This is a genomic window from Oscillatoria nigro-viridis PCC 7112, from assembly GCF_000317475.1.
GTDB classification, from domain to species: Bacteria; Cyanobacteriota; Cyanobacteriia; order Cyanobacteriales; family Microcoleaceae; genus Microcoleus; species Microcoleus nigroviridis.
This window is the reverse complement of record NC_019729.1, coordinates 2,011,788-2,037,310: the sequence shown is the minus strand read 5'-3', so window position 1 is coordinate 2,037,310 and position 25,523 is coordinate 2,011,788. Positions and strand designations below refer to the sequence as shown.

25 protein-coding genes and 1 pseudogene are annotated in these 25,523 nt (G+C 46.5%); 8 read left to right on the top strand and 18 right to left on the bottom strand.

Going from position 1 to position 25,523, the window contains the following annotated elements; genetic code table 11:
- Nucleotides 1-130: 130 nt before the first annotated feature.
- Nucleotides 131-2,050: an adenylate/guanylate cyclase domain-containing protein gene (locus OSC7112_RS08695; RefSeq protein WP_015175560.1), complete on the top strand. Its 1,920-nt coding sequence runs from the start codon at nt 131-133 to the stop codon at nt 2,048-2,050.
- Between the two features lie 75 nt (nt 2,051-2,125).
- Nucleotides 2,126-2,728 carry a Uma2 family endonuclease gene (locus OSC7112_RS08690; protein WP_015175559.1) on the top strand — a complete coding sequence of 201 codons (603 nt, stop codon included), beginning with the start codon at nt 2,126-2,128 and terminating at the stop codon, nt 2,726-2,728.
- Between the two features lie 9 nt (nt 2,729-2,737).
- Here the strand turns inward: OSC7112_RS08690 and OSC7112_RS36945 are convergent.
- The 5 genes and pseudogenes from OSC7112_RS36945 to OSC7112_RS08670 form a co-directional block, all read right to left on the bottom strand.
- Nucleotides 2,738-2,893, bottom strand: a pseudogene (locus OSC7112_RS36945) (YebC/PmpR family DNA-binding transcriptional regulator); the annotation flags it as partial.
- 89 nt (nt 2,894-2,982) lie between these two features.
- Nucleotides 2,983-5,067 carry a restriction endonuclease gene (locus OSC7112_RS34415; protein ID WP_015175557.1) on the bottom strand — a complete coding sequence of 695 codons (2,085 nt, stop codon included), beginning with the start codon at nt 5,065-5,067 and terminating at the stop codon, nt 2,983-2,985.
- Between the two features lie 126 nt (nt 5,068-5,193).
- Nucleotides 5,194-5,961: a YebC/PmpR family DNA-binding transcriptional regulator gene (locus OSC7112_RS08680; RefSeq protein WP_015175556.1), complete on the bottom strand. Its 768-nt coding sequence runs from the start codon at nt 5,959-5,961 to the stop codon at nt 5,194-5,196.
- A gap of 145 nt (nt 5,962-6,106) precedes the next feature.
- Nucleotides 6,107-6,745, bottom strand: a complete 639-nt coding sequence (locus OSC7112_RS08675) for a histidine phosphatase family protein (RefSeq protein WP_015175555.1) — start codon at nt 6,743-6,745, stop codon at nt 6,107-6,109.
- Nucleotides 6,746-6,913: 168 nt separating this feature from the next.
- Nucleotides 6,914-8,110 (bottom strand): endonuclease NucS domain-containing protein, encoded by a 1,197-nt coding sequence (locus OSC7112_RS08670; protein WP_015175554.1) that lies wholly within the window; start codon nt 8,108-8,110, stop codon nt 6,914-6,916.
- Between the two features lie 182 nt (nt 8,111-8,292).
- Between OSC7112_RS08670 and OSC7112_RS08665 the strand changes: the two genes are divergently transcribed.
- Entirely contained in the window at nt 8,293-8,646 is a 354-nt protein-coding gene (locus OSC7112_RS08665; RefSeq protein WP_015175553.1) for a DUF4864 domain-containing protein, read from the top strand.
- A gap of 16 nt (nt 8,647-8,662) precedes the next feature.
- On the opposite strand, the gene OSC7112_RS08660 is transcribed toward OSC7112_RS08665, so the two are convergent.
- Nucleotides 8,663-9,358 carry a class I SAM-dependent methyltransferase gene (locus OSC7112_RS08660; protein WP_015175552.1) on the bottom strand — a complete coding sequence of 232 codons (696 nt, stop codon included), beginning with the start codon at nt 9,356-9,358 and terminating at the stop codon, nt 8,663-8,665.
- Nucleotides 9,359-9,594: 236 nt separating this feature from the next.
- Between OSC7112_RS08660 and OSC7112_RS08655 the strand changes: the two genes are divergently transcribed.
- Entirely contained in the window at nt 9,595-11,439 is a 1,845-nt protein-coding gene (locus OSC7112_RS08655; protein WP_041623006.1) for a polysaccharide biosynthesis/export family protein, read from the top strand.
- Nucleotides 11,440-11,568: 129 nt separating this feature from the next.
- Here the strand turns inward: OSC7112_RS08655 and OSC7112_RS08650 are convergent, their stop codons facing one another.
- The 6 genes from OSC7112_RS08650 to fraC all read right to left on the bottom strand — a co-directional run bounded on the left by OSC7112_RS08650 (nt 11,569) and on the right by fraC (nt 16,974).
- Nucleotides 11,569-12,303 carry an SGNH/GDSL hydrolase family protein gene (locus OSC7112_RS08650; protein ID WP_015175550.1) on the bottom strand — a complete coding sequence of 245 codons (735 nt, stop codon included), beginning with the start codon at nt 12,301-12,303 and terminating at the stop codon, nt 11,569-11,571.
- Between the two features lie 175 nt (nt 12,304-12,478).
- Entirely contained in the window at nt 12,479-13,306 is an 828-nt protein-coding gene (gene larE / locus OSC7112_RS08645) for an ATP-dependent sacrificial sulfur transferase LarE (protein ID WP_015175549.1), read from the bottom strand.
- Nucleotides 13,307-13,442: 136 nt separating this feature from the next.
- On the bottom strand, nt 13,443-14,222 hold the full coding sequence (locus tag OSC7112_RS08640) for a Uma2 family endonuclease (RefSeq protein WP_015175548.1): 780 nt from the start codon (nt 14,220-14,222) through the stop codon (nt 13,443-13,445).
- Nucleotides 14,223-14,383: 161 nt separating this feature from the next.
- The gene (locus OSC7112_RS08635; RefSeq protein WP_015175547.1) at nt 14,384-15,157 is read right to left on the bottom strand and encodes an ABC transporter permease; all 774 of its coding nucleotides are present in this window, start codon (nt 15,155-15,157) and stop codon (nt 14,384-14,386) included.
- 294 nt (nt 15,158-15,451) lie between these two features.
- Nucleotides 15,452-16,450, bottom strand: a complete 999-nt coding sequence (locus OSC7112_RS08625; protein ID WP_015175545.1) for a DUF5357 family protein — start codon at nt 16,448-16,450, stop codon at nt 15,452-15,454.
- A 5-nt stretch (nt 16,451-16,455) separates the two neighbouring features.
- A complete protein-coding gene (fraC, locus tag OSC7112_RS08620) occupies nt 16,456-16,974 on the bottom strand; it encodes a filament integrity protein FraC (protein ID WP_015175544.1) in 519 nt (172 codons plus the stop codon).
- Nucleotides 16,975-17,201: 227 nt separating this feature from the next.
- Here fraC and OSC7112_RS08615 point away from each other — a divergent pair, with 227 nt between their 5' ends.
- From OSC7112_RS08615 to OSC7112_RS08610, 3 genes are all read left to right on the top strand, one after another.
- Nucleotides 17,202-18,335, top strand: coding sequence for a cob(I)yrinic acid a,c-diamide adenosyltransferase (locus OSC7112_RS08615; protein ID WP_015175543.1), 1,134 nt, complete (start codon nt 17,202-17,204; stop codon nt 18,333-18,335).
- A 279-nt stretch (nt 18,336-18,614) separates the two neighbouring features.
- Entirely contained in the window at nt 18,615-18,791 is a 177-nt protein-coding gene (locus OSC7112_RS39530) for a hypothetical protein (RefSeq protein WP_190274353.1), read from the top strand.
- A 6-nt stretch (nt 18,792-18,797) separates the two neighbouring features.
- A complete protein-coding gene (locus OSC7112_RS08610) occupies nt 18,798-20,768 on the top strand; it encodes a calcium-binding protein (RefSeq protein WP_015175542.1) in 1,971 nt (656 codons plus the stop codon).
- A gap of 1,118 nt (nt 20,769-21,886) precedes the next feature.
- Here the strand turns inward: OSC7112_RS08610 and OSC7112_RS08605 are convergent.
- The 4 genes from OSC7112_RS08605 to petN all read right to left on the bottom strand — a co-directional run bounded on the left by OSC7112_RS08605 (nt 21,887) and on the right by petN (nt 23,181).
- Complete coding sequence (locus OSC7112_RS08605) at nt 21,887-22,075, bottom strand: CsbD family protein (protein WP_015175540.1); 189 nt, start codon at nt 22,073-22,075, stop codon at nt 21,887-21,889.
- Between the two features lie 92 nt (nt 22,076-22,167).
- Nucleotides 22,168-22,404 carry a DUF167 domain-containing protein gene (locus OSC7112_RS08600; protein ID WP_015175539.1) on the bottom strand — a complete coding sequence of 79 codons (237 nt, stop codon included), beginning with the start codon at nt 22,402-22,404 and terminating at the stop codon, nt 22,168-22,170.
- A complete protein-coding gene (locus OSC7112_RS08595; protein ID WP_015175538.1) occupies nt 22,401-23,000 on the bottom strand; it encodes a DJ-1/PfpI family protein in 600 nt (199 codons plus the stop codon). The genes OSC7112_RS08600 and OSC7112_RS08595 overlap by 4 nt, the downstream gene beginning before the upstream one ends.
- 91 nt (nt 23,001-23,091) lie before the next feature.
- Nucleotides 23,092-23,181: a cytochrome b6-f complex subunit PetN gene (gene petN / locus OSC7112_RS35480; RefSeq protein ID WP_071883976.1), complete on the bottom strand. Its 90-nt coding sequence runs from the start codon at nt 23,179-23,181 to the stop codon at nt 23,092-23,094.
- Between the two features lie 82 nt (nt 23,182-23,263).
- Between petN and OSC7112_RS08590 the strand changes: the two genes are divergently transcribed.
- The gene (locus tag OSC7112_RS08590; RefSeq protein WP_015175537.1) at nt 23,264-23,743 is read left to right on the top strand and encodes a hypothetical protein; all 480 of its coding nucleotides are present in this window, start codon (nt 23,264-23,266) and stop codon (nt 23,741-23,743) included.
- A 141-nt stretch (nt 23,744-23,884) separates the two neighbouring features.
- On the opposite strand, the gene OSC7112_RS08585 is transcribed toward OSC7112_RS08590, so the two are convergent.
- Both OSC7112_RS08585 and OSC7112_RS08580 read right to left on the bottom strand, forming a co-directional pair.
- On the bottom strand, nt 23,885-24,559 hold the full coding sequence (locus OSC7112_RS08585) for an SDR family oxidoreductase (protein ID WP_015175536.1): 675 nt from the start codon (nt 24,557-24,559) through the stop codon (nt 23,885-23,887).
- A gap of 171 nt (nt 24,560-24,730) precedes the next feature.
- The gene (locus OSC7112_RS08580; protein WP_015175535.1) at nt 24,731-25,342 is read right to left on the bottom strand and encodes a class I SAM-dependent methyltransferase; all 612 of its coding nucleotides are present in this window, start codon (nt 25,340-25,342) and stop codon (nt 24,731-24,733) included.
- Nucleotides 25,343-25,523 lie beyond the last annotated feature (181 nt).

Sequence of the window (25,523 nt, the reverse complement as noted above, 5' to 3'; positions counted from 1 at the left end):
TATCTAACTTTTAATTCCCAATTGCCGTCGGTACTTGAGTTATCAAGGTTTTGAATAAACCGCACTCAGAGGCCGGAACAAATCGCACTCAGCGGTGTGCTAATCTGCAGCCCTTATTCGCTAGGCAATTATGCTGAAAAAACTACCTTTATCCTGGTCTCGCTACATTCCAGCCGGGTTGACGCTGGCTTTGGGTGTCGGACTGTCGGCCCTGGCATTTGCCTTGGTTTGGGACTGGGAAGACAAGCGCCGCGACTACGAAATGCACCGCCGCATTGACGATATTTCGATCGGCATCGAACGCCAGGTCAACTCCGACTTAGATAGCGTTCTCGCCCTCAGCGACTACATGAAAGCCTTCAGCGCCGTCGAGCGTTCCTCTTTTGCTAGGTTTGTCGCCCGTCCCCTATCCGTCCACCCCAGCCTGCAACTCCTGGCTTGGGCCCCCCGCGTCCCCGATTCGCAGCGGCGCAACTACGAAACCAAAGCTAGAACCGAAACAGAACCCAGCTTCGAGATTACAGAGCGCGGCCCGCGAGGAGAACTCCGCAAGGCCCTCCAGCGTTCCGAATACTTCCCGGCTTTCTACGTCGAACCACCAGCCGGAAACGAGACAGTATTAGGCTTTGACCTCGCCTCCCACCCACAAATCCGCGCGGCGCTCGATCGAGGGCGCGATACAGGAGAAATGATTGTCACCAACTACGTCGGCCTAAGTCAGGGCAATTCCCCGGAACTAGGTCTTTTGGCCATAGTTCCGATTTACGAAAACAGCACTAAACCGACTACCCTGGAATCCCGTCGCCAATTGCTACAAGGATTTGTTCTGGGCGTATTTCGAGGCAAAGATATTTTCCAAACCTCTTTAAAAGGACGCAATACCGACTACCTCACTATTTATCTCGTTAGCGAGGCTCCTGACAAGCAAGAAGCACCGTCGCTGTTACCCCAAACGGGGAACCCGGTTCTCAAAAATCTCCCTGCTGACCGCCAAATTCAGCAATTTGCGGTGCAGTTCCAATCCGAGAGCCAACAAGTGCTTCCAGCATCAGCCGCTGCTGACCTAGCCATGATGCAAAACTGCCCGATTCTTGACAATCCAGGCCCGAACTATACAGCTTGCAGAAGGCGGCTGAAAATTAGCGGCCGCCAGTGGTCTATGTACGTGTCGGCAACGCCGGAAATTCGCCGGATTCGCAAGCACTGGCGCTCTTGGGGAACTCTGACGATGGGGATGCTGTGGACTCTGATTCCGGTCACATATATGCTGACAGCTTTGAGCCGCACCGCCCAAATCGAAAAGCTAGCCCGAGAAAGAATTCGCCAAGCCGAACAGTTGCAGGCTGCTTACCTGCAGTTGGAACTCGAACAAGCTAAATCCGAGCAACTGCTGCTAAACGTTTTGCCGGCAGCGATCGCCCTGCGTTTGAAGGACAACGAACACAATATCGCCGAAAGTTTTGCGGAAGTAACTGTGATGTTTGCCGACATTGTGGGGTTTACAGAGCTTTCGTCGAGAATTTCAGCGACGGCGGTGGTGGAAGTGCTCAACGATATTTTTTCGGCTTTTGACCACTTGGCCGATCGCCACGGTTTGGAGAAAATTAAGACTATTGGTGACGCTTACATGGTTGTCGGCGGTTTGCCTACGGCCAGAGAGGATCACGCCGAGGCGGTTGCGAACATGGCGATCGATATGCTGCACGAAATTAGGCTCCTGAGTTTAGAACATTCGGAACCTTTCAGCATTCGGATCGGGATTAGCAGTGGCCCTGTCGTTGCCGGCGTCATCGGCTTAAAAAAGTTTATTTACGACCTCTGGGGCGACACAGTAAATATTGCTTCGCGAATGGAATCCCACGGGATTACCGGCTGCATTCAAGTCACCGCCGAAACTTACGAGATATTAAAAGATAAATATACTTTTCAGAAGCGCGGCGCCATTCAAGTTAAGGGCAAGGGATACATGGTTACTTATTTGCTGACTGGCAAAAAGATTATTGACCCAGCCCAAACAAGGATACAAGCCTCCGAATCCCCGATCGACTAAGACTTGCGATCGCCCAGCTAAAATAGTATAAACTCAAGGTATTCTATCACCCCTGCACCAAAAAAAGGAAAAACCATGACGACGCTGCTAATTCAAACCGAAAGCGTCCCACTGACGGTCAATCTCCCTGCGATCGAATCGATGACTGTTGAACAGTTTTATGAATTCTGTCTAGTTAATCGCGATTTGAGAATTGAGCGTACAGCCAGTGGGGAAGTCATTATCATGTCACCAGCTTTTTCAGATACAGGGAATCGAAACGGTAAGATTTTTCAGCAACTTGCGAACTGGGCAGAAGAAGATGGCACAGGTGAAACGTTTGACTCCAGTGCAGGCTTTACCTTGCCAAATGGAGCAACCCGCTCCCCCGATGCCTCATGGATTAAACTAGAGCGCTGGAATGCCTTAACTGAAGAACAAAAAGCCTCATTCGCACCGATTTCTCCGGACTTTGTGATTGAATTGCGGTCTGCTAGTGACACTCTCAAGGGATTACAAAACAAGATGCAAGAATATATTGAGAACGGTGTATCGCTCGGCTTTTTGCTCGATCGCAAAAACAGAAAAGTCTACATCTACCGTCCCGATCGCGAACCTGAAATCTTAGATAATCCTGAAACAGTCAGCGCCGACCCAGAGTTACCGGGATTTGTTTTGCGGATGGCAAAAATCTGGTGATTTAGATCGTTAAACCATACTCAAAGACATCAATTCATCGGTCATTTCAAAATTCGCCGTCACGCTTTGCACGTCGTCCAAATCTTCCAGTGCATCCATTAACTTCAAGAGCGATCGAGCTTTTTCAGGAGTATCTATTTCCACTGTATTGCTGGGAATCCAGCGATTTTACGACTGCAAAACTGCAAAGTTTTTGTGTTTCAAATGACACTCCCCGCTCTTTCAGAGACTGGGATTCTTGGTTCATAGATACCTTATTTTTTAGCTCGAATCACTAAATCAATTAACTGTTCTCTTCCCCAGAGTTGTACCCCATTCGCTTGAGCCAGTTTATGAGCATTGGATGTAAACATACTGTTTGTAATAACGATCGCATCTTGCGCCGCGTAATACTTAACCGCACTAACCACTTCTTGCACGGCGGAATTTCCCACTTTTCCTTGATAGCGTTTTGCCTGGACAACGGTTTTCTTGCGGGCTTTAGAGAGAATCAAGTCCGCACCAAAATCCCCCGTTTTGGGTGTCATTTCGACCGCATAACCGAGATTGCGGAAACAGCAGGCTAAAAATTCCTCAAACTCTTCTCCTGTCATGCGATCGACCTGATCGATTAAATACCCAATCTCGGCCACTTCTAACCGCGTAGAACCTGCTAAAATCTGCTTGAATTTTTTCAGCAGAATGGCACTCAACTTAGTAGAAGGAGAATGAGAAGATAAGGGAGGAGCTTGTGATTCAGTATCTATTAAATTCGCAATCTTTGGCACGTCTAATAGCGCAGCAACTTTTATGATTTTTTGGAATTTTTGCACCATCCTGGAACTCAACTTATTAGGAGAAGGAGAATCAGAAGATAAAGAGGGAGTTTGTGATGCAGATTGAACTTCAGTTTGTGCTTCAGTGGGTTCCGATACCGCATCCTCGATCGAAGTTTGCTGGGCTTGCTTTTGGGCTTGCTTTCTTTTGCTCAAAACAGCCCGTTGAATTGTCAGCAAAATTTTTCCCTCTTGTTGATTAATTTCACCGTCAGCCTCGACGATCTCAGTGCATCGCTTTAAAAGTGGTTCGGCAAAGTCGAGTTCAAGTTGTTCGAGTAAAATATCCAACTTGGGAAGTAATTTAGACTTATTTGTCACAGCTTCAATCTCAGCTAAAGTCCTGGGATTTAAATTCGCCGCTCGTAATTCCGGTAATAACTCATCCCATCGGGTGAATTTTTTGCTCGCATAGACGACATACACCAAAATCCAATCCATCACCGTTTCTTGTGCGATCGCTGTCTCTAAATATTGCTCACTTTCCGCTTGCAATACCTCTTGTAAATCTTCGAGCTTGGTTTCGATTTCCGAGGAATCGAGATCGGCTTCATAAAACCGACAAGCACCGTATCCCAGCGCGTAAATCATTGCCGCACTGGCGCTAGCATTAATTACCGCACCCGCCAACGGAATATTGCTGACAAGCGTAACTCCAGCTTCGATCGCTAAATTGCTACCCAAGGACAAACCAAAAATAGCGACAACTTCTGCTTTGCGATCGCTCGATCGCAAATCCATGCCATAGGCGGCAGCAATTTGATAAACCAACTCGGCAGATAACGCCGTCATTGCCGCTAAATCCATGCCAGACAACGCCAAAGCCACGCCGGGAACTAAACTGCTCACCAAGCCACTTCCTGCAGCTAGCAAGGCTTTTTCCACCATCAAGTGATGTGCGATCTCTTTGGGTTTCTCGTGAGGATATTGGCGCTGTAACTCTCGAACTTGCGCCTCGGCATTTACGACATCAACAGCATCTATAGCATTAACTAACCAGTCGATTTTGAACTTTTGGGTCAGTTTTTTCAGGATAGGACTCTGCGAAATAAAAACTAGGGATGAACCAAAAAAATTGGGAACTTGCATTGCTGCACTTCCCGCACTCGCCGCTGCATTCCCCACAGCACTCGCCGTATTAACAACAATCGCACTTCCAGCACTAACGGCTGCATTCCCCACCGCACTCGCCGTATCAACAATCGCACTTCCAGCACTGCCTGCCGCATTCCCTACCGCACTCGCCGTATCAACAATTGCACTTCCAGCACTCGCCGCCGCACTCCCCACCGCACTCGCCGTTGCAGAGACGGCTCCGAACACTGAACCGAACCAATTGGATGTATTCTCTGGTTTAGCCTGCACGTCCAATTTGGATCGATCGTTAGTTTCTGTTACTTCGTTTGCTGACGGAATTTCTTCGGAGTTGGTGCTGCCTGTTGTGATTTCGTTGTCATCTAGCATGGCTTGAGTTTGGGGTGACGTTTTCATTGCAGCTTTTTCAGCAATGCGTTGGATTGACATTCCCCGCCCGCGTAAATATTGGGGATTCGTCTCCTGGTAATATTGTAATGCGACGATCGTCCTGCTGCCAAATTCTCGTCTTTTGCAGTGGCAGCAGGACGCTCCAGATCCCTCATCTTTCAGCCATTAAACCATACTCAAAGACATCAATTCATCTGTCATTTCAAAATTCGCCGTCACGCTTTGCACGTCGTCCAAATCTTCCAGTGCATCCATTAACTTAAGGAGCGATCGAGCTTTTTCAGGACTGTCTATTTCCACTGTATTGCTCGGAATCCAGCGATTTTCCGACTGCACAACAGCAAAATTTTTTTGTTTCAAAACATCAGCCAGTTGTTCCAAATCAGCCACACTTGTAAATACCTCTGCACCTTCAGTATCCTCATCAATTAATATCAAATCATAAGATTCCGCAGCCGCCTCTAGCGATGCTTCAAACAATTGTTCCTCATCAATCGGGCCGCGTACCGTACAAACTCCTTTGTGGTCAAACATCCAGCCCACACAACCTGTTTCGCCCAGGTTGCCGCCATTTTTACTAAAAGCTTCTCGCAAGTCAGCCGCCGTGCGGTTGCGGTTGTCTGTCAGCGCTTCAATCAGAATAGCAACCCCGCCAACGCCGTAACCTTCGTAGCGAATAGCTTCTAATTCCGAACTTCCCCCGGCCAAGCCGGCACCTTTGGCGATCGCCCTTTCTATGTTTTCATTAGGAATACTCGCCGCCTTGGCTTTTTCTATAGCCGTCCGCAGTTGAAAATTGCCAGCGGGATCGGGAACTCCGCTGCGGGCCGCGACAATAATTTCGCGAGATATTCTCGCAAAAACCTTGCCTTTAACGGCATCAACTCTCGCTTTTTGGCGTTTAATATTCGCCCACTTACTGTGTCCTGCCATACCGATTTAAGATTTTCGATTTAAAATGTGCGATCGACATTAAACAATAACACCCAGATTTTGACAAATCAGAGTAACATAGGGTGCACCTCGGCGCACGTTACACACATAGCATAGAATGGGATTTTTCGCACCAATCTCAACTTTAATTAAACCGGATAACGGCTTCAGAGTCAGTCAGGTGAGAAGTATCGCCATTAAGTGCGATCGACCATTCTCCCTCACCCCGCACCACTTTCACCAAACAGCACAGAGAAGCGTTAATTTCCGTTTCTGCACCGCCCGCTAGCCCGATCGCAGTTCCTAAAACCGACGCACCGTGACCTACTAATAACATATCTTCGGGAAACTCTGCCGCGAGGCGTTTAGCCGTTTCCCCCGCCCTTTTGAGACAAGCTTCCCCAGTTTCGGGATAATTAGCAATACCGCCTTTGTATGAAGCATCAATCCTGGGAAAACGCCGGCACAAAGCTTCGACTGACTCAGTTTCCGGCATTTCTGTCATCCATTCAGGATTCAGCCATTCGCACAGTCCCCACTCAAGTTTAATTGACAAATCGAGAGCTTCTGCCGCGTGATTTGCTGTTTGGACAGTTCGCAGAAAAGGGGAAGCAAAAATGTGAGAAATTCCTTCTCCTTTGAGGCGATTGGCGAGTTGTTTGGCTTGAACGTGACCGTCTTCGGAAAGGTGGGGATCGTAGCGGTGTTCTGCGGTGAGAAACCAGTCGGGGTTAACGAAGTCGATGCGGTTTCCGTGTCGTGCGATCCAGACTGTTTGCGGCATGAGTTGGTTTTAGTTTTGCTTCTTGATGTAAGATTATATCAAGGTTTGGTAATTTGGTTTGGTGCGAAGCTATTGATGTGATTTTTTTTAACCGCAGATGCACGCAGATAGACGCAGATAGATGGTGGATTGGGTAAGGGGTGATGGAGTGCGATCGGATTTTTCCCCTTAAAGTCTTTCCAGCCATTTTTGCAGAGCTAAATCAATTAATTGACCTGAACTAAATTTACAGGCGCGCTTGTCTAACTCGTCTATAGTTTCTAAGATGTTCGGATATCGCTGGGCAATGTTCATTTTAATAAAAACATTTTTTACATCCTTAGCTAAATCTATATACTTCATCTCTTCATAAGTGAAGATTTTAGAAATTGCAGAGTTTTTAATAATTTTAATGGCGCTGTTAATATACTCTATCAAGTTTCTTTCATTAAAATAAGTATACCTATAATTTTGTTGCCACTGTTGGATATTTGTTATGTTCTGCTTTACTTTTTCTGTTTGATTAGCTATTACCTTCTTGTTAGAGCTAACTTTACCACCAATTCCGCTTGACACGTAGCCCTCTATCAAAGCATTGCCATCCCAATCAGTCCAGATTCTTGCTCTGCCGAGAGTTTTACTTGTCAGACCTTTTAATGGCAACCACAGAAATAAGATTATACTTCCTTTACTATCCGAACACAACTCAGCGCAGAATTTACTATTTTTACTATTTCCCTTTCCATACTTGATACTGCCAGCAGACACAAATTCTTCCATCCGCGTATCAAAACTGAGAAGTTTCTGCCTAGTTTTTAATATTTCTTGCTGTTGACTAAGCTGGCAATTACTCAAAAGTTTCAAAAGTGCTTTGGGTGGACTGGGTATGTTCTCTGTGCTTTCTCTTTCTTGATATGTAATCTCTACTTGTGAAGTGTGTTCGGCATCTACATCTTTCAAGTGTAAAGATAAATTTTGCCCGTCAGGAACGATCGCAAATTGCAAAAATTGAAAAAATAGCCCGTGATACTTCCTATCTGTAAAATTATCTCTGTGAAATTTGGGCGCAATTGCTATTAAGCGAACGGGTTGAGCGTAATCCACGCGATCGGCAAAAGGTTTGTGTTCCAACAAAGCATCGTAATAACGGGTTAACTGCTGAACGACATATCTATCTTCGCCGTTTTTTAACTCCAGCACAACTAACCGTTTATTCTCGTCCACCGCTATAATATCGCATCTTTGCTCGTTGACAGTGAATTGGCGCTTGATGACCGTCAAACCGAGCAAACTTTGCAAGTGAACTTCGACAAAATCCTCTAAGGCTTCTTCACTTGCAAATTCCCACCCCGACCCTGTTTTCCTCAATGCGGCGCTGCTTAGCATTTTGACAATTCTTAAAGTCTTTAACGAATTTTACCACTAATGTCAGCAGCCCGCCGGAGGTTTAAATAAACCCCGATCGCCCTGACAGCTTCCCAGCCATCCCGCCACAAAATCGCCTTTAAGTGGGAGCGCTATAATAGTAACTATTCTACACTCCCATCTCTTGACAAATTATTAAAAATATGCTCATCAGTGACAGCGATCGCGCTACCATTCGCTCAGTCGTAGAACAGCAACTGCAAGCATTTCAAAAAGACGATGCAGCAGGGGCTTTTGCCTTCGCCAGTCCCGGAATTCAGCAGCAGTTTCGCACAGCCGAAAACTTTATGCACATGGTAAAAATTGCCTATGAAGCTGTCTACCGTCCGCGATCGGTATTATTTGAAAACCTCGCGACTGTAGAAGGAATTCCCGCTCAGCCTGTGCTGTTGCTGGACTCGGAAGGCATCCCAATCCGAGCCATTTATCTCATGGAAAAACAGTTTGATAATAGTTGGCGAATTAATGGCTGTTATTTGGTTTCCCTAACAGCATAATAAGTTATGCTTAATTTTAGGCTGAGCTTTTTTTGCTAACTCGCAGCATCTTATTCCCGCCTTTTTGAAACTCGTAGGGAGCCTCTTGAATTTCTACACTAAAACTTCTCTTTTTCAATTCTGTGACAGTCGGATTTAAGCGATCGGATTCCTCCCCGCTAAAACTCTGCAATAGGGGGAATACCCGGACTTCCTTCGCAACCCGACACATTTCTGTAATAGCTTCCAGATGAAATTCTTCCGAAAGCAGGTGAGAATAAGCAAATAAGAAATGGCTGCACAAAGCTAGATCGAATTTACCGTTCTCGAAAGGCAAAACTGGCAGTTCAGCATTGATGTAGCGACCTTGCTGCAAGCCTGATGGAAAATCTTCTAAAAATTCCTGCATCGCCTTCATTCTTACTTCGCCTAGCTGGTACGGCGATTCAAAATTGTTCCACAGATAGCCGTCTAAATTGGCTTTAACACCGTCAATCACAGTTTGATATGTTTCTTGGATGCGATCGCCAATTTCTACCGCGCTAAACTGATAAACTGGATCGCAAGAAATTACCTTTTTACCTTGGCGAGTCATTTCGGCATTGAAACTCGCCGGGCCGCCCGCACAATCAAGAATTGCTAGCTTGAGGTCACTTGATGTCAAGCTAAACATTCCTATGTATTCATCCAAGCAGCGTCCCCAAGGAATTACTTTATCGAGCTTGAGTCCCACGTATTTTTTACTCGCAAATAAGAGCAGATAATTATGATTATATCAATTGAATCATTCAATTTCCCAATCTAAAATCTAAAACCTAAAATCTAAAATCGGTCGATCGCACAATTTTTATGCTTCCACCTGTGGATTTTGCAGCGAAGCGAGGCTACACTGGACAGCAGGGAAAATAAACTAAAATCAACTAGCTAAATTGCTTTTGTTCAATGGCAGGCCGCAACCAGGGAAGAAAAATGAAACATACCGTTCAAACCGCTACAAGTCTGAGTTTGTCAGCACTTCTGGTGCTATTGAGTTCGCTGCCCAGTAGAGCTCAGTTGCCTGCCATCAGAAATCCTGCGCCCGCTAGGAACCCAAACCAACCGAGAGTACCGCCGCCGCCACCTCCGGGTTATAGTTTGCCGCCGATCGGCAATTCTGCGCCGCTGACACCAGAAGCAGCTTATACTTTAGGATCGGGCGATCGCATTGCTTTAGATATCTTCGGCGTCCCTGAATTCAGCAAGGAATATCAAGTGTTAGTTGACGGGACGCTCAATTTGCCAATCATTGGCAGCGTCTCGATTCAAGGGTTGACGCTGCAACAAGCCGCTAACGTGATTACCAAGCGATACGAACCCTTCATAAATGTTCCCGTTGTTACCGTGACTGTGATTGTCGCTCGCCCCGTAAATATAGGTCTTGCGGGTGAAGTGACTCGCCCGGGTTCCTACAAGATTAATCCCACTAGAGAAGGAGGAGGAGTAAAATTCCCGACTTTGATGGAAATGCTGCAACTTGCAAAAGGGGTGACATCAGCAGGAGATATGCGAAATGTCCAAATTCGCCGTCCCCGCAGAGGCGGGCCGGAGCAAGTTACTACTGTTGATTTGCAGGATTTTTTAGACACGGGAAATTTGCGTCAAGACGTTACCATTCGAGATGGAGATACAATTTTTGTACCGACAGCAAGGGCCCTGAATACTGAAGAAGTCCGTCAAAGAGCCAGTGCTAATTTTTCCGCTGATATTACTAAACCAATTGGCGTGGTAATTGTCGGGGAAGTAAATCGACCGGGGCCTTATACTGTATTTGCTTCCGATGTGCGATCGAGCAACCAACAAACAGAGTTGAGTTTTGTATCTATCGACCAACAGCAAGGAGCAGTTGTGGGCTTGCCAACAATAACTAGAGCACTGAAAATTGCTGGTGGTATCACTACAGAAGCTGACATTCGCCGCGTGCAAATCCGCCGCCGAGTCAGAGGAGGCAACGAACAAACTATCATGGTAAATCTGTGGGATTTGCTGCAAAAAGGCGACGCCACTCAAGATATTTTGCTGCAAGAAGGAGATAGCGTGATTATCCCGACAGCAGCTAATGTAGACTTGGCTGAAGTTTCTCAAGTCGCAAATAGCAGTTTTTCTCCGAACGCGATTAGCATCAATATTGTAGGAGAAGTAATTAGGCCTGGGGCTTTGCAGGTACGGCCTAGTACATCCCTGCACCAAGCTTTGCTGACCGCAGGCAGTTTCAATCAATTGCGGGCTAAAAAAGACAAGGTAGAACTATTGCGTTTGAACCCCAACGGTACTGTTTCTCGCCGCACGATCGAGGTGGATTTTGCTCAAGGCTTGAATCCTAATAATAACCCAACTCTCCGCAACAACGATGTGATTCTGGTAGCGCGATCGGGCTATGCTAGGGTAGCAGACAATATCAACAGTTTCTTGCAGCCAATAACAGGAGTTGCAACTGGGATCGGCGCTGTTAGCGGCGTTCTTACAGGGTTTCAAACAACTATCAACGCTTTTCAAAACTTATTTTTGGGAGGGGATTTCGAGCGGCGAAATCAGCTCAGACAGATTCGCGAACAACGTCAAGACAGACAAGAGCAACGTGAAGACAGACAGCTAGAAAGAGAGATACAACGTGAAGATAGATTGCAGCAAGCAGAAGACAGACGCTTGCAACTGGAAGACAGACAGCGGCAAATAGATCTTCAGAATCAGCAGCTTCTGATTCAACAGCAGCAACTTCAGCTCCAAAATCAGCAGCCGCAGCAAATGCAGCCACAAACTACGACAACTACTCCTTGATATCTAGTCAGGTAAAATAACCCTTATAAGTTTGTAGTGAGGACTTCAGTCATCACTGCAAAAAAATTGATTGTGGTCGTTGAGTTCAAAACACACGATTAAAGTTCGCAAGGAATTTAAAGTAATAATTTAAACACATATTATGTCATAAAAATTGCGAGTTGTTAAGGGATCGTTCAAAATATTTAACAAAACTTTTCTGTATATATCTAAACCTTTAGCATTGAGGTGAACGCCGTCAATTGTTAAATCTGCATTGAGAGCTTTTTCCTTAAACAATGCTTGTATACCGCTAGATTCCACGGTCAGATTTTCGTCGGCGGCTACTCGATCGATGAGAACATTGATTTCATCAACTCTAGCAATTGTTCCGGCAAATTTAGGATTGTAGCTGGCGGCAAGAGTTGAGTAAAAAGCAGGAATCAGAATAATCTGTTTTGTTCCGATAGATCGCATCACGGCGATCGCCTGTTTCAAATTGCTGACAAACTGCTCGTCGCTAATGCCGTACATAGCATCATTTGTGCCGATCGCCAAAATCGCTTTTTCGCAGGTAAACCGCTGTGGCACTACAAGTTTAAGCTGTTCTAGCAGCGAAACTGAACTCATTCCGCCGATCGCAAAATTAAAGTTTTCTTCACCCAAAGAATCGCCGAGGGCCGAGGAAATAGAATCGCCCCACACACACCCTTGATATTGCCGTTCTTTAATTTGTTGTACCTGATTGTACACAGCAACTTGCCACCAGAGGGCAGAACTAACTGTATCTCCCGAAGGTTGCGGGCTAGCTAACACCCGAAACGGGATGTAGCCCGACAACAACAAAGCCAAGGCGACAAAGATTAATCTAAATTTAACTTTCATAAAACTTGCTGCTATTCTTGCTACTTTAGTTTATGCTCTTCGTTTAACCAGGCTTCAGGATTTATGCAAATTTATCGAAATTGCGGTCCGGCTGTTGCGGTCAATATTTTTAGGGGCGGGTTTCACCAACAATCTGTAAGCCAGATCCAGAATATTTATCAACCCACCTTCTTAATTAACCTTTCGCCCCCAACAATTCAGGTTGCAAAACCTGATTTAATTTGCCGCTGCGAAACCCCTCCAAATCCAAAGTCGCGTACACAAAACCCAACTCCTGAAACACCGCCACCAATGCAGGCAAATCCGTATTTACCACAAACTCCTGAATCTCCTCTGCGGGTAACTCAATGCGCGCCGTATCTCCGTCCGATCGCACTCGCAAATTTTTAAGTCCCAACTGTCGCAAATACCGTTCGGCGCGGCCCACTCTTTGCAACTTTGCAACGGTGATTTCTTCGCCGTAAGGAAAGCGCGAACTCAAACAAGGTTGAGCCGGTTTGTCCCACCAAGGCAAACCCAATTCTTTTGCCAATTGCCGCACTTCCAATTTAGTCATGCCTACTTCTGCTAAGGGCGATCGCGCGCCGCGTTCCTTCGCAGCCTGAATTCCGGGACGGTAATCCTTTAAATCGTCACCATTAACCCCATCCACCACATAAGGATAACCCTTTGCTAGTGCTAGGGGTTTCAAAGTATCGTGCAGTTCGCTTTTGCAGAAATAGCAGCGGTTAACCGGGTTAGAAGTGTAATTTGGATTGGCCATTTCCTGAGTTTGTACTTCCTGGTGGGCAATCCCAATTTCGGCTGCTTGAATGCGCGCATCTTCTAAATCTTCTGGCAGTAAAGACGGGGAAACTGCCGTCACTGCCAATGCGCGATCGCCCAATACATCAAAAGCGATTTTTGCCACCAAAGTGCTGTCTATTCCGCCGGAGTAGGCGATCAAAGCCCGTTCCATCTGTGCGAAAATATTTTTTAATTCTGCGAGTTTTTCTACTAACATAATTTCAACTTTTTGTGACAAACAGAGAAGTAAGAAAGCAAACTAAATAAAGAAGGATGAAGAAAGCAGATATCGATCGGGTTCCCTTCTTACCTCGAACCTGTTCATTCTTCCGACGGACATCGGACTTCTAATGCTATTCTGGATCGATACCGAGGGCTGCCAATCGAGCCAAAAGTTCTTGATTTCGCTGTCTTTCCTGTTCCAGCAGCGTTTCGGCTAACTCTTTGTCTTGCTGTTGGCGATCGGCCCGCTGGCGTTCATTTTCTGCCCTTTCTTCCGGCCACAAAAGCAGTTCTCCGCCCTCCGTCCACCAGCGCAGCCAATATCCCGTTCTACCTTCGCGAGTTCCCTGCCACACTCCCAAAAATAGATTTAATCCAGGTATTAAATAACGGCCGTTTTCATCAGGATTTTGATTGTCATAACGCTCTGATTCAAGCGCATAAACTTCTATTCTGCCTGTATGCGGTCGAAAAATAACATAGCGAGGAACTTTGATTACTTGTTCGTAAAAAAACCACTTGCCGATTTCTTCTGTGTGTTCTACAGAGTATTCATCGCCGTAAGTTGCTGATAGAAATTCCATCACTACAACAGGGACAGTTCCTTCGGTATGAGGCGTGTAACTGCGGCGGGGATAGTTGTGAGGCCAAGGTTGAACCGGCTGCACGTACATCCAGTCTGGGGCTTTGCAAATAGTGCGATCGTCCACAGCAGCACACAAAGCAAAATTAGAAACTATTAGTGCATCTTGCATTAGTTCCGGGCAATCCACTACAGACTGGCGCAAACCGTTAGAGATTAAAGGATGTTCTATATTTTCCACGGGGTCGTCTGGTAGGATGAAATCATCGGGTAGCACTGGCCAAGTAATCTTGAGCTGCGATATCGGTTTGTGAATTACAGTAGTCATAAGTCACCTCATTTTACCAATAAAAGTTTGAGTTTTAGTCGAGATGGGCGATCGATAACCTTCTCTATATCTTAGCGCGCTAATTCGATCATAAAATTGTTTGTAGTGATGATTTTAGTCTTCCCTACAAACCATTACCCTGAAGGTGCGGAATGCGCCTTTTAAAATTCCCGGCGGGAAAATATGGCGATCGCAATTGACAACAGCAGCACCACATACAGCAAACCGTAGCCAGCATCTGTAATCAAACCTGCCAAGTAAGGAACTTGTCCGTAAACAGCATCATTTCTCAAATTGAATCTGGCTAAATCCGGCAAAACCAGATAAAGTCCCATCATCAATTGTTCAATGCCAGGATTTTTAGTTAACTTGCCCAAAGCCACTAAATCCCGCGTCGAATGTCCCATCAAATAAACGCCAAATGTCAGTAAAGTGGCCAGCAGCGAACTGCTAAAAACGCCAAATAAAATCCCGACACCGGCCATCAGACACAGCTCAAACCAGACAAAAAACGAAGCGATTAAAATGCTTTCCAAAGGGAAAGTAATGCGGCTCAAACTCAGAATAGCCAGATAGATAACAGTCATTGCCGCTACAAGCACCGCCAGCACCGCCGACAGCCCTAAGTGCTTCCCCACAATTAACTCAGCCCGACTTATCGGCTTAGCAACTAATAGGTAAACAGTGCGCTTTTCAATTTCTTTGTTGACCAATCCGGTAGCCACAAAAACTGTAGCAATTATACCGAGAATGCTCATAGCAGCCAAACCGACATCTAAAATAATTTTCTTCTCGGTTGTCGCCGCCAATTCCGGTATCAACCGTACCGAGGCTCCCATCAACAGAGCAAAAATAATAATTAAGTAAAGGATGCGATCGCGAATTACTTCCCAAAATACATTGGTCGCGACTGTCAAGATTCTTCTCAAATTCATCTAGTTATTAACCCGCCCAAAACTTTCGCCATACTTTAGTGTAACGAAGAAGGAAGAAGGAAGAAGGAAGAAAGAGAATTTTTTCCTTCTCAGACTCTCAGACTCTCCCACTCTCCGGCAATACCGATCGCAATTAGTTAACAGAGACAGAATCGGGACCATCTCATATTTGGAAAAATACTTCTTCTTGCTCCTTCCTTCTTCCTCTTTCCTTCTGCCTCGCAGCAAGAGAGCCTCCTGCCTCAAAACTGCAATTTCTAGCTTGGTTGCTTTCATTGAGATGCTCCGACAGAATCAAACTTGACTGTCCCCCGCCGTTCCATCTTTTTTCTGTCCGGGTTGAGAGCGTTTGATGGCATCGCAGGTTACAGTTGCCCTATTGGCTACCTGGAACACCTCGCAAGATTTGGTAAACGAATATATTTCCGGTCTAAAAACCAATCCCAGCCAAGTTGCCTGCATCTGTAACTGATAGCGGGACTCTCCTTGGACGATCGAAGTTTTGACATCCCAGCTCGCATCTTCTGGGACTATCTCAGTTGTGTTTAAAGCTTGATTTCGCAGAAAAAATCTCTCGTTGTCAATATCTATTAACATTTGCTCTACCTGCGCCCACGGTTTTGTGCGGGCTTCATTTCGCAGGTATCGCTCCATTGCATTGAGGATGACAACTCCTCGGGAGCGATTAATAGTTGGCTTTTGAAATGTCACCACATAATCGCTTTGCCTCAAATCCTGAGATAAAACGCTCGGATACTGTTGTATCCAACCTTGAATTAAAAAGTGAAAAGCAAACCAACAGGAAAACAGCAGGTGAACTAAAGTAATCATCAAAAACTGAGGGCGCACCAACGACCTGATACCTTCCCGTTTGGACTCGCTATTCCAAATCTCTATTATAGCAAGAACGACTACTGCTATAATTGGGCCTGATATCCATGCTATTTCCTTCCTATCCGACGGCAATCTTACCAGCAACCACAACCCAATTAAAATGCTTGTCACCCACGGACTCAGACTTACTCCTTTAATCACAAAAGGTTGCTGGCTGGTCAGCAAACCCATTGAAAGTGTAAAAAATAACCAGCTCATATCAAAAAGCAGAGTTCTCGTCCGCCAGTCAGTGACTGCCGCGACTGTCAGCAAAGCTAAAAAGATGCTGAGTAGTAAAGGAGTCTTCCAGTGAACAACTTTAGGCGGAATCATCGCCTTTTGGATTTTTTTATTGGTTTCCCAAAGGTTGTTGGTCAGCTTAGTGAGTTGCTGAGTGACATCTAAAAATTGCTTCATCATAAATTTCAATAGACGCTTTGCAAAAACAACACGGTTAAAATAACGACATTGCTAACAGTGTGGGCGATTAAAATTCCCCCAAACTGGGTAGTTACTTGAAAAGTTCTTTTGGGAGGACGGCGGGTGAGGGTCGGCGGTCCTAAAAACTGAGGTTGGGAAGCTTTTTTATTGCCGGAAACCATGTTGTCTATGAATTCTAATCCCTGCCATTTAGCTAGAAAGGTTACTGCTAATACTGAGAGTGCTATCATAGTTATTGGAGCGTAAACATTATCCCCGCGTCCTAATAAAATATAACCGATAAGCTGTTCCCGCAATTCTTTGCTAAGAACGCTTTCAATGCCGAAGAAAACTAACCAGCCTACGCAAGTGCAAGATAGATTGAGTATGGCTGTATATTCAATGCTGGTTTTGGGGCCGAGTTTAAGTAGTTTTTGCAAAAACCACGATTCGATCGCGATCGCCAAAAACATAATTAAAATTTGCACCAAAACAGTCCGAAATGGGAAAACACTCGCAATCATAAGCCTTTAGGTATATCAGTCCGTGTTAAAATTTAATTGTACAGCACAAACGGAATAATCTTAACCGAAGGTTTTAGCACCTGATTGCGTTAGATCGCTGCTTAAAAGATTGGGGGTTAGAACTTATCGTATAATCTGTTGAGATCCGCCAACAGAATGGAAAAATTAAACATTCAAGGCGCGCGATCGAATACCCACCCCGATACAGACTCAAATAACTGCTGATTATGGTAAGGAATGGCATTGGTATTCGGACAGCCTCATCCCGTTCGGAACGCGCCGCAGGTCAGATTCACGTCTACGACGGCGCTGGTAAAGGCAAGTCTCAGGCAGCTTTGGGAGTAGTGTTGCGATCGATCGGGCTGGGTATCAATTCTGACTCGCCCACGCGAGTCTTGTTGCTGCGCTTTCTTAAAGGCCCCGGCCGCTCCTACGACGAAGACGGGGCAATAGAAGCCTTGCAACGGGCATTTCCGCACTTGATCGACCAAGTGCGTACCGGCAGAGCCGAATATTTTGGGGCCGAAGCAATCACCCGCTTCGATCGCGCAGAAGCTCAGCGAGGCTGGGATATCGCCAAAGGAGCGATCGCCAGCGAGCTCTATTCCGTCGTGGTACTAGACGAACTAAACCCCTTATTGGACTTGGGTTTGCTGCCAGTTGACGAAGTAGTCCAAACCCTCAAAAACAAACCAGAATATTTAGAAGTCATCGCCACAGGCCGAGCGGCCCCCGAAGCTTTGCTGGAGATTGCCGACTTACACTCAGAAATGAAGCCCCACTATCACCCCGCAGCGGCAGAGCATCATATTTCCGGTATCGAAATATACACGGGAGCGGGGAAAGGCAAGTCTACGAGCGCTTTGGGCAAAGCTTTGCAGGCAATAGGTAGGGGTATCAGTCAAGACCAATCTCACCGGGTGTTAATCGTGCAATGGCTCAAAGGCGGCACCGGTTATACAGAAGATGCGGCGATCGCAGCTTTGCGGCAAAGCTACCCGCAGCTAGTAGACCACCAGCGGTGCGGCCGAGATGCTATAGTTTGGCGGGGACAACAGCAAGAGCTAGACTGCATAGAAGCAGAACGGGGCTGGGAAATCGCCAAATGTGCGATCGCCAGCGGCTGGTACAAAACGATTATTCTCGACGAGCTCAATCCCACAGTAGACTTAGAACTGCTGCCGGTAGAGCCGATCGTAGAAGCCCTGCTACGCAAGCCGCGGGATACAGAAATTATTATCACCGGGCGCTGCCACAAACCCCACGCTTACTTTGACTTGGCAAGCGTACACTCCGAGGTATACTGTCACAAACACTACGGCGATCGAGGCGTAGAACTAAAGCGGGGCGTAGACTTTTAAAGCCCGGAGCGGTACTCGGTTCGATCCGGGTCAGAATTATTAAATGACGGCCCTGCCTGGAAAACCGGAAATTGCCACAAAGCCTTGTTACCAAGTAACAAATCTCCCAATTTCCTTGTCTTCCCGATCGCCCAGATCTGCCTTTTTTAATCTTTAATTTCCTCCCCCGGACGCGATCCCCGACCGCCAATCCAGAATGGAACATTAAGAATATGAGCCGCGTCTTCTGGAGCGTGAGCACCTGAGACAGTGCACCAGGATTATTAAAGGGTGAAGACTTTGAAAATAAAAGCTTACAAGCAAAAAATCCGCGAGGGAGAAAGTCTAGACAGGGTTAACGCCAGTAGGCTAGACTTGCGGCTGGCAAACAGGTTAAACTACAGCGGAATCCAAACATTCGGTGTTGTAGGCAGTGTCTGTAGTCGCACCAGCGACGATCAACAAGTAGAGGAGTGAAGCTTTATGACAACGTTAGATGACAATCCTAATCAACTAGATTTAAACCTTCCGGGACTAGGCCCGGATACAGTATTCGCCGGAGCAGGGGCGGATTTCATTAAAACTTCCACCCTGGGCGGCAGCTTAATATTTGGCCAAGGCGATAACGATACTCTGATTTCAGTTGGCCCGAACGATACCATATACGGTGGCGACGACGAAGATTCAATCAGATCTCAGCGCACTCCGGCTTTGCTGTTTGGCGACGGAGGCAATGACACCATAGTCGCTGAAGCCCGCGCTACCGTGGCCGGCGGCGAGGGAGACGACATCCTCCAAGGTACTGTCGAAGCTAACCTGATGTTTGGTAATCAGGGCGCAGATACGATTCTGGGAGGGGCGCAGAGAGGAGATTCCCTCTACGGCGGTAAGGACAATGACGCGATCGGCTTCTTCATCGCAGGCGGTGGCAACAACCTTTCTTTACAGGGTGGCTTGGGTATTGGCTTCGCTGGCAATGAAGGCAGCAACTACTTGCGGGGTGATAATGGCGACGACTTGGTTGTAGGTATCAATGTAAGAGACACTCTCTTTGGCGGTAAAGGCAACGACACCCTAAGAGGTGTGGCCAGCAACAGCTACCTGTCCGGCGATAATGACGACGACATCTTAGTCATTACCAACAGTACGCAAAGCAGCCCATTTACTTCCTCCGTCATCACGATCGGCATTGAGAGAACCACCTTGATTGGCGGTGGCGGCAACGATTCTCTCTACGGCGCGCTCGGCGAGTTTGGCGGCGGCAGAAACTTCTTTGACGGCGGCGACGGTAACGACACGATCAGGGTTTTTGCCACTTCTGATACCGCGTTGGGAGGTGCAGGCGACGACTTCATCGTGTCGGCGTCGGTGCCGAATGTAATTTCGAGCGTAGGCGCCTCCAGTTCATTTCCAGGCTTCGCGGGTCGCAACTTGCTCGACGGCGGAGTAGGCAATGACACGATCGTCGCTGCCTTCTCTAGCGATACGATGATCGGCGGCGAAGGCAACGACAGCCTGAGCGGTACCTTTACTAATGCAGCCGGTGGAGATGGCAACGATACTATCGATGCTACCAAGGCCTTTTTTACTGGTACTGGTACTGCTTTTGTTACTCTAGACGGCGGGCTGGGCAACGATCTGTTAATTGGCTACACCAATCCTACTACTGGCAGCAGCTTCACCGTCACCAACCTCATGAACGGTAGCGAGGGAAGTGACACCATCATCTTTGGCAGCGCGCGCGATCGCGTGATTGGCAACGTTGCGGGTAACGACTTCATCTCCTACGCTAGCGGCGTCAGCTTTACCGGTATTACAGCGCCAACCTTGATTACCGATACCTTAGGCAGCAACTTCATTATTGGTGGCAACGGCACTGATGTCATCACTACTGGTAGCGGAGATGACATCCTGTTCGGCGACACATCCAATAGTACCCTCGGAGGATTCGGGGACGATACCTTAGATGCTGGCGGCGGGAACGACACCATGCTGGGCGGCTTTGGGAACGACTATTTGATCGGCGGCGACGGTAACGACTCTCTCGGTGGCGGGCCTGGTGCTGACACGCTGATTGGCGGAGCGGGTAATGACAGCTTCTACTACAACAACTTCGGCGAGGGCGGCTCGGGTAGTGGGCCAGACCAAATCGGGGATTTTGTGGTCGGTCAAGATAAGTTTATCTTGCAATTCAACAGCTTCCCCGGATTGAGTGCAGTCCAAGGTACGAATCGGCTTTCTTCGAGGTCGTTCTTGGTGCTTGAGAGCGGGGCTTACACTAGCCAGTTTGGTCCAGCCGGGGCTGCCGCGTCAGATGCGTTCCTCTTTTATGAAAATGGAACCGGACGACTAGGATTTGACCCTGACGGTACTGCTGGTTCTAACCCAGGCGTGACGCTGGCAAATCTGAATGGCAGACCGGGCATTACGGCTGCTGACATTACCCTGATTTAATTTGGGTAAAAGTGGGTGGGGGTCGATTCTGAAACATCGCCCTACGGACTCTCAAAACTAATTGTGCTTTGTTTCGAGCTGGGGATATCCATCCCTGGCTTTTTTATTGGCATCAGCATGGGGCAATTTTAGATTTTAGATTGATATCAATTCCGGTAGCACCGTCAGGCGTAAAATCCAGTCAACAGCCAACAATCAGGGATGGTGCAACCGGACTCGATCTAATTCATCTGCGTTAATCTGTGTTTATCTGCCCTCATCTGCGGTGAAAAAAAGAGAATGTATTAACCGCCCCGGACAACGGATTGACGCCCATTTACGCAGAGGTCGAGAATAGAGATAGGAATAATTCCGATGCTAACAGATTTGATATGATTGGTAATTTTAATCGAAAATCGCCAATCTAATGAGGGCTGGGGCTGGTTCACCGGTGAATTTTGCCACGTGCCAATCATCTTTAGAACTGACGCATCAGAACCAAAGAAACCGGGTTTTTCACTCCTAGTTAAAGACAGGGGTGCAGTATTTCGGTAAAAACCCGGTTTATGCCTCCAGGACTAATCTTGATAAATCGCCCCCAGCCAAGTCAAAAAGTCAGATAAAAACAATGACAACAATTAAATACCTAGATATTGTTGCTTTAACTGAAGATTTAGAAGCAACCCATTTTGAAACAAAACAAATCATTAAATTATATATAGCCTTTTTCAGATAGATGAGGTACAAGTTTAGATTTTAGATTTGAGATTTGAGATTTTAGATTGGGGGATTGAGGAATTGTTAATTAATTAGTAAATACCTCATCTTTATGAGAAGCGCTATAAAGGAAAAGTAGGAACAGTCGTGATGGAATTTGATGGCAGTGCTTTTGAGGTATAATTTTCTCATCAAGATGGCACAACTTATGCAATGGAAACAATTCCCGCCACAAAATTAATGCTTTTGCACTATGAATTACTAGAATCTGTAGGGGCGGTTCGTCGGTGAATTTTGCCACTAATAATCTTTATAAACCGCCCAAGATATTGGTACAAATAATTTATGCTTATTATAAAAAATCCCGAAAACACACAGTTTGCGGGATTGAGTAGGCAGGAAAATTGTAGGGAATACTGTGACTAAGCTCGGTCTACAATCTCTTTGGCTTTATCTTTGAGGTCTTCTTTCAGGTGAATTGCTGATGCTTCATCCTGCTTGGCTTGACCTTCTAATTTATCTTTCTGATTGCCTGTAACTTCGCTAACAGCTTCTTGGATTTTGCCTTCAATATTCTTCGCTGTTGCTTCGACTCTATTTTCAATGCTCATACTTTTATCTTCTAACTCGACAACTACTAATATATTAATTTTAAATTTGAGTCGGTATCCCTCTTTAGATAGATTTGTGATTGCGTTTATTTCTAAGTGAAAGGTTCCATCGGAATTTCCACAAGTTTATTTCGGGAGGAAAAACCGGATTTAATGCCGATCGCCGATTTCGGCACTTTAAACTTTTTCGCCAACAGCACGATTAATTCTTGATTGGCTTTACCCTCGACTGGCGGAGATTTGAGATGTACTGTGAGGCTGCCGTCGGGTTGTTCTGCGATGCTTTGCTGTTTGGAATTCGGTTTAACTTTGACTGTGAAAATAGTCATACTTCGACTTTTTCTGAATGTTCGATTTTTGTCCCTAAAACTTTCAGAAATTCAGCCAGCCAGTTAGAATGTGCTGGCCACGCGGGGGCGGTGACTAAATTGCCATCGACTACGGCTTCGGTAACTGGAACTTCTGTATATTTGCCGCCCGCCCGGAGTACGTCGGGGCTGCAAGCCGGGTATGCGGTGCAGCGTTTGCCTTCGAGTACGCCGGCGGCAGTTAGGACTTGCAAGCCGTGACAAATAGATGCGATCGGCTTTTTGCTGTTGGCAAAGTAGCGGGTAATTTGCAGCACTTGTTCGTTGAGGCGGATGTATTCTGGGGCGCGTCCTCCGGGGATAACCAAAGCGTCGTAGTCGGCGGGGTTGATTTCGTCAAAAGTCGCGTTTAAAGTGAAGTTGTGACCTGGTTTTTCGGTGTAGGTTTGATCGCCTTCAAAGTCGTGAATTGCGGTGCGAATTTTTTGGCCTGCGGCTTTGTCCGGGCAGACTGCGTGGACGGTGTGACCTACCATTTGCAGTGCTTGGAAGGGAACCATTACTTCGTAGTCTTCTACAAAGTCGCCGACTAACATTAAGATTTTTTTGGCTGTCATGTTTCCAACTGCTGTTATTTTGATTGTGTTAAATAGGATTAAAAAAAATGCGGGGCAGTTAAAAAGCTTGCCCCGCAAGCTATTGTGGAATCTAGAAACCGTTGCGTCCCCAAATGACCATTGAAATTGAGAAGGAGAACAGAACTAGCACCGAAACCCAACCGAGTGACAAAATATCCATAGCTATTTATTGAACAAACTGTACAAAGTGACTCCAAACCTTATGATAAGTCAATTTGAGCCATTTTTGAAATGAGGGCGCCGTGAAGGACTCGTCAAATTTTAGTGCCGCTGAACGGGTAGAATCTTTGAAAGCAGGGAGTGTTGCTGCTTTGTCTTGTTTGCTGGCTTTTGGGGCGATCGCCCTTGGTAATAGCTTAATTCTAGCGGATAGGTTCGATTCTCTGGCGAGTTTGCAGGTAAGGGAAATTGACCTAAATTTTGCCTTCAGAGGGACTATCGCACTTTTGGGCGGTTTTTTGTTCGGCGTGACTTACCGCTATGCGATTCGCCGAGATGTTAACCCGCAGCTTAAATCTGGTGCGGTGTTGGCTTTTGGGTTGGTGCGGGCTTTTGGACAGTTGGATGCTGGATTGTTTTTTGAACCCGGGAAGATGCCAGCCCTCGAGGAGTTATTGCCGTTTGCTGTTCGCGGTGCCGAGAGTGTGGTATTGTTCGCGATCGCGGGTTTGGTTTTGGATTGGGCGATCGGGCGATCGTGGATTAAGCCCTTTGATTCTTGAGTGCCAAATCTTGCAGCATTTTTAGGAACAGGCAAGATGCCTGTTCCACAAAAGTTCAATTTTCCTCTCGGGCGTTGCTCCTAGCCCGCCCAAAAAATACTATTTAGATGCGATACAGCTTATTTTGCGCTAAACCCGCCCCTAAAGATTTAATACCTCAAATTCTGAATGGCCGTAAACCATCTGTTTATCTACCGCCGACACAACTTTATTGTTAGCAGCATCAGAAACTAAACACTGACAAACTAGCTGCGCTACATCTGCCCGGTGAATCGTTCCAGAAACTCGACAATCTTCTGTTAAAATACCGTTGCCTGTTGCAGGTTCCGATTTAAGCCCGCCGGGACGAATCACTGTATAAATCATCCCGCTTGCTATCAAATGATTTTCGGCTTTTTCCTTTTCAATTAAAACCGGGCGCAAAGTTTCTAAAGCTTGGGGCGGCAAAGCGCCGACACTGTTACCGCTGCCGATTGATGAAACTAAAATAAATTTTTGCACGCCTGCTTTGAGGGCCGCATCAATCAAGTTTTTGTTGCCCAAATAATCGGCTCTTTCCCCATCTTTGGGCAAGCCGCCAATTGTGCTGATTGCGGCATGAATTGGCTCACCGCCAGCCATCGCAGCTTCCATAGCTGCTGCATCCAAAGCATCGCCGGTCACGACTTTGATGCCCATTGCTTCTAATTCGGTGCTGGTGGCGGGCGATCGCAAAAGTGCTGTTACTTGCATTTTTTGTGCTGCCAGGCATTTCGCGATTTCTAAGCCGACTCCTCGGCTAGCACCCGCTAAAAAAATGTGGGATTTCTCTGTCATATTAATTGTGTTTTAAGTTGTGCAGAGATTGGTTATTTTGACTGTGGAACAGTATACAACAATCCTCTGTAAATTTTTGAATTAGTTTTTTTTTACCGCAGAGGGCGCAGAGGGCGCAGAGGAAGAGAGGGGAATGATTGGCAATTACCGATTGCCTATTGCCAATTTAAGTTAGATTTTTTTGCCCACTATTACTACCCAAGATTGAGCTTCGCGCGGTAAGCCGGGGGGACGATAGTAGCGATCGACAATGGCAAATCCCGCTTGTTCTAAACAAGGCGCTAAAGTATGATATTCCCATCCGGCAGTATAGCGTTTTCCGGTTGGCCGCTCGTCGTATCCCTCCCAATTTCCCCGGCACATTGACATGACAATTGCACCGCTAACAACTAAGGCTTTGTGCAAATCTTGCAGCACTTTCACCATCTCGTCGCTGGGAACGTGAATCAGGGAAGCATTGGCAAAAATACCGTCAAATTCTGCCTTTGGCAAGTCGAGATTCAGAAAAGATTGCTGCCAAACTTCGCATCCCGATAACTTCTTTGCTATTTCTACAAAAGCTGGAGTTGCATCTAAGCCTACAACTGTGTGTCCTTGGCTCTTGAACGCTACTAAATCTCGTCCCGGCCCGCATCCTATATCGAGAATTTTACCGGGATTGCGGGGCATGGCAGCGGTCAGTGCGTCGCGATTTTGGGATACGTCGTGATGCCAAGTTCCTTCTCGGAAAGATTCGGCAGTTAGCTGGTATTCTGCGATCGTAATTTCTTCGCGTTTGTCCACAATTTCCCCCTCTTGTATTATTTTAGATTTTCGATTTTAGATTTTAGATTGAAGAATGTCAACCGTAGAATAAGGGTTTCTGGCTACAATCTCAGAACTTACGGCTGACGAATTTGCTACCTCAGAAACCCGGTTTCTCTTCCCGATGCGTAAACGTGAAATATAGATATTGGGTATGGAC